The organism is Ferrimonas sediminicola, assembly GCF_005116715.1.
Lineage (GTDB): Bacteria > Pseudomonadota > Gammaproteobacteria > Enterobacterales > Shewanellaceae > Ferrimonas > Ferrimonas sediminicola.
The window spans coordinates 1-10,364 of sequence record NZ_SWCI01000026.1; the positions used below are offsets into that span (position 1 = coordinate 1).

At 59.0% G+C, this 10,364-nt stretch carries 9 protein-coding genes and 4 tRNA genes; 6 read left to right on the plus strand and 7 right to left on the minus strand.

The window, feature by feature from the left end:
• Positions 1-50: 50 nt before the first annotated feature.
• The 4 genes from FCL40_RS18250 to FCL40_RS18265 all read left to right on the plus strand — a co-directional run bounded on the left by FCL40_RS18250 (position 51) and on the right by FCL40_RS18265 (position 4,944).
• Positions 51-126 (plus strand) — tRNA-Asn (locus FCL40_RS18250).
• 1,015 nt (positions 127-1,141) lie between these two features.
• Entirely contained in the window at positions 1,142-2,458 is a 1,317-nt protein-coding gene (locus FCL40_RS18255; RefSeq protein WP_136854715.1) for an MATE family efflux transporter, read from the plus strand.
• Entirely contained in the window at positions 2,442-4,442 is a 2,001-nt protein-coding gene (gene uvrB, locus FCL40_RS18260; RefSeq protein ID WP_136854707.1) for an excinuclease ABC subunit UvrB, read from the plus strand. Before FCL40_RS18255 ends, uvrB begins: the two co-directional genes overlap by 17 nt.
• 130 nt (positions 4,443-4,572) lie before the next feature.
• A complete protein-coding gene (locus tag FCL40_RS18265) occupies positions 4,573-4,944 on the plus strand; it encodes a hypothetical protein (protein ID WP_136854708.1) in 372 nt (123 codons plus the stop codon).
• Here the strand turns inward: FCL40_RS18265 and rrtA are convergent.
• The 3 genes from rrtA to FCL40_RS18280 form a co-directional block, all read right to left on the minus strand.
• A complete protein-coding gene (gene rrtA, locus FCL40_RS18270) occupies positions 4,934-5,443 on the minus strand; it encodes a rhombosortase (protein WP_136854709.1) in 510 nt (169 codons plus the stop codon). The two genes, FCL40_RS18265 and rrtA, sit on opposite strands and share 11 nt — an antisense overlap.
• An 88-nt stretch (positions 5,444-5,531) precedes the next feature.
• Positions 5,532-6,236: a 7-cyano-7-deazaguanine synthase QueC gene (gene queC / locus FCL40_RS18275; protein WP_136854710.1), complete on the minus strand. Its 705-nt coding sequence runs from the start codon at positions 6,234-6,236 to the stop codon at positions 5,532-5,534.
• The gene (locus tag FCL40_RS18280) at positions 6,233-7,291 is read right to left on the minus strand and encodes a PLP-dependent cysteine synthase family protein (protein ID WP_136854711.1); all 1,059 of its coding nucleotides are present in this window, start codon (positions 7,289-7,291) and stop codon (positions 6,233-6,235) included. Before FCL40_RS18280 ends, queC begins: the two co-directional genes overlap by 4 nt.
• 54 nt (positions 7,292-7,345) lie before the next feature.
• On the opposite strand from FCL40_RS18280, the gene FCL40_RS18285 reads away from it, so the two are divergent.
• The gene (locus FCL40_RS18285) at positions 7,346-7,561 is read left to right on the plus strand and encodes a DUF3820 family protein (RefSeq protein ID WP_324614099.1); all 216 of its coding nucleotides are present in this window, start codon (positions 7,346-7,348) and stop codon (positions 7,559-7,561) included.
• Positions 7,562-7,713: 152 nt separating this feature from the next.
• Positions 7,714-8,208, plus strand: coding sequence for a DUF2059 domain-containing protein (locus FCL40_RS18290; protein WP_136854713.1), 495 nt, complete (start codon positions 7,714-7,716; stop codon positions 8,206-8,208).
• 32 nt (positions 8,209-8,240) lie between these two features.
• On the opposite strand, the gene FCL40_RS18295 is transcribed toward FCL40_RS18290, so the two are convergent.
• From FCL40_RS18295 to FCL40_RS18310, 4 genes are all read right to left on the minus strand, one after another.
• Positions 8,241-9,329: an ADP-ribosylglycohydrolase family protein gene (locus FCL40_RS18295; protein WP_136854714.1), complete on the minus strand. Its 1,089-nt coding sequence runs from the start codon at positions 9,327-9,329 to the stop codon at positions 8,241-8,243.
• A 216-nt stretch (positions 9,330-9,545) separates the two neighbouring features.
• Positions 9,546-9,630: transfer RNA gene (locus tag FCL40_RS18300), tRNA-Tyr, on the minus strand.
• Positions 9,631-9,781: 151 nt separating this feature from the next.
• Positions 9,782-9,866 (minus strand) — tRNA-Tyr (locus tag FCL40_RS18305).
• Positions 9,867-10,016: 150 nt separating this feature from the next.
• Positions 10,017-10,101: transfer RNA gene (locus tag FCL40_RS18310), tRNA-Tyr, on the minus strand.
• Positions 10,102-10,364: the final 263 nt, after the last annotated feature.

Here is a 10,364-nt window from a genome sequence, read left to right on the forward strand (position 1 = left end):
ATTGACAGGGAGCGACCTCAGCGGTGAGGAGAAACACCGAAAATTGCGATTCCCCCTTAGTTCAGTCGGTAGAACGGTGGACTGTTAATCCATATGTCGCTGGTTCAAGTCCAGCAGGGGGAGCCACCTACACAGGCCCCACTCATCTGAGTGGGGCCTTTCTGTTATTTCAACCGCTGCGCGCTTGTGTCGCTGCCCTGGCCGGGCGCGTCACTCCAGCAGGGGGAGCCACCTTTGAAGGCCCGGTTCGTAAGAGCTGGGTCTTGCTGTATTGTGGCGCCGTTGTCGCGATTCTCTGGAGTATATCTGCTTGAAAAAAGCCGAGGTTTCCAGTGGATGCCTCTGCGTCCGGGCGATCTCTGGCCAGGCGGGAGCCGGTCGCTTTCCCCAGATGGAGCAGGGGAGTCCACTGGCGCAATTTCAGGAAATTCAACTGCCGCACTGGCTTTCAAGGTCTCTGATATCTTTCACCCATTTGGTGCACCAGCGCTCTTAAAAGGGGGCAAAACCACCGATTGACATAAATTGAACGACATTTCCGTCATCCTTTCGATTTTCTTAATAGCCGGATAGCAGAATCTGCACCTGTTTAGTGCGAAATTAGGTGCTACAATTCCTACCAATAACATAGGTTATTAGTGCTTATAATTTAGGTAGTTGAGAGGCATAACGATCAAAGTCGCTGGTGCATATTAAGGAAAAATGAACCCGCAAACTCCATGCCATTTCAATCCCTTTAGATTTTCCGCATATTCTAACTGTGGCTATTGACATCTCTCTAGGCCGCTCCGCTCAAGGGGTCGGAAACGTTATCCACTGTTTTTGTGGATAACTGTGTTAGTTAACCCTCGGCAGATCGCTGCGAGGCCCGAATTCATGGGCTTTGTTAAAATTTGATGCTTCGTTGTGAGTAATTTTTAGCTTTTATAAATCAATGACTTAAAATTTCCTCTGAAAAGTGCTCGAAAGATGAGACGGATTTAATTGTGTGTTTAATCGCCGAATTCCCTTCTGTGTATTATTTGCCGGATAATCATCTGAAGTGGCGAGATCTGGCAGATTTTGAACCTCTGGAGGCCCTGTGAGCCGATCAACCTTCCATGACCTGACCCAGGGCAGTGTGTCGACCCAGCTTTGGCGAATGACCTGGCCGATGCTGATTGCCATGTCCATGCTGATGAGTTTCAATTTCGTCGATGCCTATTTTGTCAGCCTGCTGGGGACCGAGAAACTGGCTGCCTTCAGTTTCACCTTTCCGGTGACCTTCACCGTCATTAGCCTGGTGATTGGCCTGGGAGTCGGGACCTCAGCCACCGTCGCCAATACCCTGGGACGGGGCGATGGCCGACGGGCCAGGCACCAGGGTGGCGTCGCCGTAGTGCTGTCTGGCGTGTTGGTGCTGCTGCTCTGTTTAATTGTGTGGCTGCTCCATGATCCCATCTTCCTGCTGATCGGTGCCTCCGACGAGACTCTGCCGGTAATCGCAGAGTTTATGACCATCTGGTTGGCCGGAGGGATCTTCGTGGCCTTCCCCATGGTGGGGAATGCGGTGATGCGGGCCAACGGCAATACCCGTCTACCCAGTGTGGTAATGGCCTTGAGCGCCGCGGTCAATGTGGCCTTGGATCCGCTGCTGATCTTCGGCATTGGCCCCTTCCCTGAGATGGGATTGAGGGGGGCAGCCCTGGCGACGGTGATAGGGTATGGGGTCAGCTCCGGCTTCATTCTCTACATGCTGTTTGTGAGGATGAAGGCGATCGCCTGGGGGGCCAGTTGGGCCTGTCGCATCAAGTCCGCCCGAACCATCCTCTCCATCGCTCTGCCGGCGTCTGGGTCCAACATGCTGACTCCCGTGGCCATGGCCGGAATGACTGCCATCATCGCCCGCTACGGTGAGGAGGCGGTGGCGGCGTTTGGCGTGGGAGGAAGGCTGGAGTCTCTGGTCACCCTGGTGATTCTGACCCTCTCCATGACCTTGCCTCCCTTTATCAGCCAGAACTATGCCGCCGGTCGTCACGACAGAGTCAGAGCCGCCTATGAGGGCACCATCAAGTTTGTGCTGCTGTTTCAGGGGGGGGTGTACCTGGTGCTGCTGATGCTCTCCAGCCAGATAGGTGCCACCTTCGGCAAGGATGCCGCAGTGGCTGAGATCATCGCGCTGCTGGTGGTGATTTTGCCCCTGGCCTATGGCGCCCAGGGGGTGGTGATCCTTTCCAACTCCAGCCTGAATGCCCTCCACCGGCCCATGGGGGCGCTGGGTCTGAACATGGTGAGGCTGTTTGTCATGTACCTGCCTCTGGCGTTCATCGGTGGTAAGATCGGCGGGTTGACCGGGGTGTTTGCTGGTGCCGCCTTGGCCAACGCCATTACCGCCTGCATCGCCTGGCGAGTCGTCAATGGACAGTTGTGTCCGGTCACATCCATGAATGTCGAGGAAGCGAATGAGCCGACCGTTTAAGCTGCAAGCCCCCTTTAAGCCATCAGGCGATCAGCCGGAAGCCATCGAGAAGATGATCGAGGGCATCGAGTCGGGGTTGTCGCACCAGACCCTGCTTGGGGTCACAGGGTCGGGCAAGACCTTCGCCATGGCCAATGTGATTGCCCAACTGGGACGTCCCACCATCATTATGGCTCCCAATAAGACACTGGCGGCCCAGCTCTACGGAGAGATGAAGGAGTTCTTTCCCGAGAATTCGGTGGAGTATTTCGTCTCCTACTACGACTACTATCAGCCCGAGGCCTATGTGCCGGCATCGGACACCTTTATCGAGAAGGACGCCTCCATCAACGACCACATCGAGCAGATGCGTCTCTCCGCCACCAAGGCCCTGATGGAGCGCAAGGATGTGGTGCTGGTGGCGTCGGTGTCTGCCATCTACGGTCTTGGCGATCCCGATGCCTACCTGGCGATGCTGCTTCACCTGCGCCAGGGAGACATCATCAATCAGCGGGATATCCTCAAGCGGCTGGCCGAGTTGCAATACACGCGCAATGACATGGCGTTCGAGCGCGGCACTTTCCGGGTGCGGGGGGAGGTGATTGACATCTTCCCGGCGGACTCTGAACGCCATGCGGTTAGGGTGGAGCTGTTTGACGAGGAGATCGAGCGTATCACCCTGTTTGATCCCCTGACCGGTGCCCTGGAGAAGGAGGTAGCCCGCGCCACCGTCTATCCCAAAACCCACTACGTGACCCCCAGGGAGCGGGTGCTGGAGGCGATCGAACAGATCAAGCTGGAGCTCAGGGAGCGTCACCAGTTCCTGCTGGACAACAACAAGCTGATCGAGGCACAGAGAATCAAGGAGCGCACCCAGTTTGATATCGAGATGATGCTGGAGCTCGGCTACTGCTCAGGCATCGAGAACTACTCCAGATACCTCTCCGGCCGGGCCCCGGGGGAGCCGCCACCGACCCTGCTGGATTACATGCCAGAGGATGGATTGCTGGTGATCGATGAGTCCCACGTCACCGTGCCTCAGATCGGCGCCATGTACAAAGGGGACCGCTCCCGCAAGAAGACCCTGGTGGAGTACGGTTTCCGCCTGCCCTCGGCCATGGACAACCGCCCGTTGAAGTTCGAGGAGTTTGAGGCCATTACCCCGCAGACGGTGTTCATCTCCGCCACTCCGGGTAAATATGAGCTGGAGAAGTCCAATCAACAGGTGATCGATCAGGTGGTGCGGCCCACCGGTTTGCTGGACCCCGAGCTGGAGGTGCGGCCGGTCGCCACCCAGGTGGATGATCTCCTTTCCGAGGCGCGCAAGCGAGTCGCTCAGGGGGAGCGGGTGCTGGTGACCACCCTGACCAAAAGGATGGCGGAAGATCTGTCAGAGTACCTGGATGAACACGGTCTCAAGGTGCGCTACCTGCACTCAGACATTGATACCGTCGAGAGGATGGAGATCATTCGCGATCTGCGCCTGGGTGAGTTTGATGTCCTGGTGGGCATCAACTTGTTGAGGGAGGGGCTGGATATGCCCGAGGTCTCCCTGGTGGCGATTCTTGATGCAGACAAGGAGGGTTTCCTGCGCTCCGATCGCTCGCTGATTCAGACCATCGGCCGGGCCGCCCGGAACATCAATGGCAAGGCGATTCTCTACGCCGACACCATTACCGGCTCCATGCGCCGGGCCATGGAGGAAACCGATCGGCGCCGTGAGAAGCAAAGGGCCTATAACCTGGCCCATGGCATCGTTCCCAAGGGGCTCAATAAGAAGATCACCGACGTCATGGATATCGGTGGCCGCCCCGGGCAAAGCGGTAAACGCAAGGTGGCGGAGCCCAGACCCCAGTATACGCCGGTAGACCCTAAATCCGTGGCCAAGGAGATTAAGTCACTGGAAACCCAGATGTATGAGCATGCCCGAAACCTTGAATTCGAGCAGGCCGCGGACCTGCGCGACCGGATAGAGTCGCTCAGGGAGCGGCTTGCCGCCGGATAGCCCATACTTAAGTCATCCACAGGCGCAGGGATGGCGGCCTTTGCAATGACACCGGTGGGCACGGCGGACCCGGGTTTTGGGGCCGGATAGCCAGGAGGGGAGTGATCCACCGGTTGGGGAGGGGCAGACGATGCGCAAACTTCTGGGAACCGCTCTGTTCGCTGTCGCCGCTTTGGCGGCCCTGCTGTTTGGGGCGCCTGATGTCGATCAGGCCAGCAACCGCACCGTAGACAGCCAGCGGGCTGAACTGATGCAACCCGAAACACTGACTTCGGTGTTCGACTCCAGCCAGATGAACTGGAACTACGATCAGCCTCCAGAGCCGGACATCAACCAGCTGCTCAGCGATTACCCCACCGCCGCCGGTCAGATCCGCGAAACGGTTCGCGACAATCTCGCCTATGAGGCGGCAGCGGAGGGCGATTACGAGCAGGCCTACCGGCAGATGGCCCTGGCATTCAAAGAGGGCAAAGGTAAGGGCAGCTACAGCGTTACCTGGTAGCTGAGAGTCGGCGCTGGCGCACCCATTGGCTGATGCCAATGTAGATAAGCGCCGAGACCATGCCGTAGAGGTGAGCTTCCACCGCGACCCTGGCCTGGATCAGGGTCGCGAGGTCGCCACTGGCTCCCAGCACGTTCTCCCACACCACTTTGGCCACAATCCCGATGAGCAGCAAGGGGCCCAGTCGGCTGCCGCTTCGCCAGTCCTGGATGGCGAAATAGGTAAACCAGGCGTGCAATATGGCCGACAGCCCCACATACCTCTGCGTTCCCTCAACCCACCAGTAGATACCCAGCGCAATGACAACGGCGCTGAACAGGGTCAGCATCGCCAGGGGCTTGGCCCGGAAGTGCGGCTGGAAAAGCCCCAGCATTACCGTCATGCCGCCCAGATTCATCAGCAGGTGGTAACCATTGCTGTGCAGCAGATGACCGCTGAGCAGCCGCCACCACTGTCCCTGCTCCAGCTGGGTTCGGGACCAGATAAGCAGGTCATTCATCGATGGACTGAGATAGAGGACCGAGGCAACCAGAGCCAGCAGCGCAGGGACTCCCCATTGGTTCGGGGTCGGGAGGCCCCATCGATCCCTATACAAGCTGGGCTTTCTCCCGGGTGCCGCAGAGAATGGTGTCCCGGTTGGCCAGGTACTCCTGCAGGCCACGGCTGCGCAGGTGACAGGCTGGACAGTCGCCGCAACCACTACCCTTGAGGCCGTTATAGCAGGTCAGGGTGTCATCTCGAACCAGTTCCAGGGCGCCGTAATGGTCGGCCATCGCCCAGGTTTCAGCCTTATTCAGCCACATCAGTGGGGTGACCAGTTTCAGTGGCCGGTCCATCCCTTTCACCAGGGCCGACTCCATCGCCTGAATGAACTCATTCCGGCAGTCGGGGTAACCGGAGAAATCGGTTTCACAGACGCCGGTGATCACCGCTTCGGCGCCAATCTGATAGGCGTAGATCCCGGCCAGAGTCAGAAACAGGATGTTGCGCCCGGGGACGAAGGTGTTGGGCAAGCCGTTGTCGGCCAATCCGTGGTCTACGGGGATCTCGTCCCGGGTCAGGGCGGAGATCGCCAGCTCATTCAACACCCCCACATCCAGAACCTTGTGGGCGGCGACCCCCAGCCGGGTGCCGAGTTCCTGGGCGATCTCAATCTCCAGTCTGTGGCGCTGGCCATAATCGAAGGTGATGGCATGCACCTCGTCGTACTTCTTGAGTGCCTGAACCAGGCAGGTGGTGGAATCCTGGCCACCACTGAACACCACAACGGCTTTGCGTACTACTGCGGTCACTTAAGTTCTCCTGTTTGGGTAAAGGCTTCCAGCTTGGCCAGATAGGGCTGGATGTCGCCGATGTTGGCGTCGATCCAGTTACTATCATAGTAGCTGTCCAGGTAGCGTTCTCCGCTGTCACAGATCAGGGTGACGATGGATCCCGATTCGCCCCGCCGGGCCATCTCCGAGGCCAGTTGCAGCGCCCCGTAGAGGTTAGTCCCGGTACTGGCTCCGGTTTTGCGCCCCAACACCTGCTCCAGCCAGTGAACGGTGGCCACCGAGGCGGCATCAGGGATCTGGCGCATTAGGTCGACAACCCCCGGAATAAACGAAGGCTCGACCCTGGGGCGGCCAATCCCCTCGATGCGCGAGCTGCAGTCCACGCGGATGGTGGCGTCACCCTGCAGGTAGTAGTCGTAAAACACCGAGTTGTCCGGATCCACCACGCAGAGTTCGGTATCCAGCTTCTGATAGCGGATGTAGCGGCCGATGGTGGCGGAGGTGCCGCCGGTCCCGGGGCTCATCACCACGTAGCGGGGAATGGGAAAGCGTTCGTGCTCCATCTGGTTGAAGATGGAGTTGGCGATGTTGTTGTTGCCGCGCCAGTCGGTGGCCCGCTCGGCGTAGGTGAACTGGTCCATGTAGTGACCGCTCATCTCTCGTGCCAGCCGTTCCGATTCCACGTAGATCTGGCTGGGCTCCACCAGGTGGCATTGGCCGCCGTAGAACTCAATCTGGCGGATCTTCTTCTGGGCGGTGGAGTGGGGCATCACCGCGATAAAGGGCAGCCCCAGCAACCGGGCAAAATAGGCTTCGGATACGGCGGTGGAACCGGAGGAGGACTCGATGATCGGGGTCCCCTCGGTGATCCAGCCGTTACTCAGGCCATAGAGAAACAGGGAGCGGGCCAGGCGATGCTTGAGGCTGCCGGTGGGGTGGGTGCTCTCATCCTTCAGGTAGAGATCGATTTCCGCCAGGCAGGGAAGCTCCAGTTTAATGAGGTGGGTATCCGCGCTGCGCTGAAAGTCTGCCTCGATCTGGGCGATGGCCCAGTTTACCCAACGACGTGACATCTTTATGATCCCATTATTCAAATTAAGCGAGCATGGTACCCAATGCAGCCCGAAGTGTTAAGAGAGTTGGCCACCAGGAGGATGCCTTTTGGCAAGTACCAGGGGGTGGTGATGGTGGATCTGCCCATCGCCTACCTGGTGTGGATGCAGAACAAGGGGTGGCCGGCGGGCGACCTGGGGGAGAAATTGGCGCTGCTGCTGGAGATCAAACACAATGGCCTGGGCTATCTGCTCACTCCGTTGCGGGAGCCGGATAGCAGCGGCTACTGAGGACAGGTCCGACCGGAGAGTGCACGCCATCGCTAACATCAGTTGGTCATGGCTGCCAACGCCGGTGACTTCACAAAAGGTCACTTAGAGGATAAGTTTCTATTTTTATACCGAATATCTATCCACAGAACAGTGTGCAAAGGGATTTTACTATGGAGCGATTTCTGGCTGTTGTGTTGCTCCTCCTGCCGGTGAGTGTCTGGGTCGATCCCCAGTCAAAGCAGCAGATGATCAACGAGCTGATCGATGTGATGCAGATGGAGAGCAGCACCGACGCCACCTACGAACAGATGGATGGGATGATGAAAGGGCTGTCGGCCCAGATGGGGATAAAGCCTGAGGAGCAGCCTATCTACGACCGGTTCTACGAAAAGATGACCGAGCTGTTCAAGGAGGAGGTGAGCTGGCAGAAGCTGAGTCCGGTAATGGTTGAGAGCTATCAAAAACATTTCACCGAGAGGGAGATCCGCGAGATGCTGGCCTTCTATAAGACCGAGACCGGTCAGTCCATCATCGCCAAGCAGCCTCTGGTGATGCAGGAGGCGGCGATGGCCTCCCAACAGATTATTCGCGTGCTCATGCCGAAGATACAAGCGTTAAGCGAGGAGGTGGCCGAGGAGCTGCAGCAGCACCGTAAGCAGCACTAGCGGCGACCCAGGGGTCAGTGAGCCCGTCGACTCTATCCGCTGTCCCTGGCCAGTTGGATGGCGTCATTGAGCCAGCGACGATGATCCTTCAGGCCGGTGATCAGCCGTTTGGGGATGGCGCTCAGTCCCAGGTGGGCGCCACACAGCGCCCCGGTCAGTGCTGCCCTTGCCATGTTGTTGCCACCTCCGTTGACCGCCGCCATCACCGGACGCTCGAACGAGTCGGCGTAGCGGGCGGCCAGGAAGAAGGCGGCGGGCATCAGCATGGTCAGTGAGCAGGCCATGCCGTAGACCTGGGCCACCGCCTCCGGAGGCTCTACCCGGATGTGTGGGCTTTGAGCCGCCTGGATCCACCATCCCATCCCGAGGAACACATCGGGGAATGGCAGCTCCCGGCTGGGGGGAGGCGGGCTTAGGCCCTGGCCCTGTTCCTCCGCCAGCACCGCGTGGGTGAACGGCAGCTGCCGCTGCTTAATCAGCCCGCGCATCCTCTCCCCCAGGCTGCCATCCAGCGGGGTGCCCGCCACCAGGGCGCCGATGATGATGCCAAAGGCGGTGGAGGCGGTGACTATGGCAGGATCGCCGTGGGTCAGGCGGGCGCAGGCGGCGCTGTGGAGTCCTGCCTGCATCAGATCGCTGTGATAGCGGGCCCCGATAAGCGCAGCCCGCTGGGCCGCTTCGGAGGTGTCGGCCAGGGAGGGAAAATCCTCATCGTACCAATGCTTGCCCGCCACCTTGAGGGCATGCCAGATCTCCAGCATCGGCTGCTCGGTATACCGTCCCCCTTCCGCCTCCCCATTGAGGGTGTCCAGCAACAGCTCCAGGCGACGGATGTAATCCTCCTCCTGATAGCGTCCCCTGGCCACCAGGCTCTCCAGCAACAGCTGCTGACACTGACCGGTTTGCGAGACATCCCCCAACGGCACACCCTCATGGTAGCGCCCCGGCTTGGCCGGCACATACCCCTTGATGGGACCGCCATAGGCCCGCCTTAATGCGTCGAGATCGTAGTACCAGCAGGGCCCGACTCCGAGGGCGTCGCCTATTAGTGAGCCGAGGACGCTGCCGGCGGCCCGGTCCTGATACTGGGTCAGTCCCTTGGCAAAGTCGTGGTCGGACATGGCGAGGGTCCATCAGAATGAGTGTGTCCCTCAGTTTAGCTTCTGCTTACCGAGTCGACCGGGGGCGAAGTCGTTTGCCTGGGGCGGTTCAGGCCGCGCTCCGATCAGGTCGGCCACTCCTGGTAGATCATCGTCTTGGTCATACTGCCATGGCCGCCGTGCCCTGGAATGACAAACAAAAAAGGCGCTGCCCGGTAGGACAGCGCCTTGTGAGGATGGTGGAGGGGGAAGGATTCGAACCTTCGAAGGCGGAGCCGTCAGATTTACAGTCTGATCCCTTTGGCCACTCGGGAACCCCTCCACGGAATTCTCTAGATAGAGTGTTTAGCGTGCTTCTATCCAACACGGTGTCCGTGTGGCCAAGGGATCAGACGAGTCTGATCGGGGCCACTCGGGAACCCCTCCACGGGGTCTGATTGTCTGCCGTGGCTATGGGCCAGGGCGACGAATGATGGTGGAGGGGGAAGGATTCGAACCTTCGAAGGCGGAGCCGTCAGATTTACAGTCTGATCCCTTTGGCCACTCGGGAACCCCTCCACGGAATTCTCTAGATAGAGTGTTTAGCGTGCTTCTATCCAACACGGTGTCCGTGTGGCCAAGGGATCAGACGAGTCTGATCTGGGCCACAGGGCACCCCTCCACGGGGTCTGGTTGTCTGCCGTGGCAATGGGCCAGGGCGACGAATGATGGTGGAGGGGGAAGGATTCGAACCTTCGAAGGCGGAGCCGTCAGATTTACAGTCTGATCCCTTTGGCCACTCGGGAACCCCTCCACGGAATTCTCTAGATAGAGTGTTTAGCGTGCTTCTATCCAACACGGTGTCCGTGTGGCCTAGGGATCAGACGGCTCTGATCACCATTACCTTCTGGGGCCACTGGGCACCCCTCCACGGAATTCTCTAGATAGAGTGTTTAGCGTGCTTCTATCCAACACGGTGTCCGTGTGGCCTAGGGATCAGACGGCTCTGATCACCATTACCTTCTGGGGCCACTGGGCACCCCTCCACGGAATTCTCTAGATAGAGTGTTTAGCGTG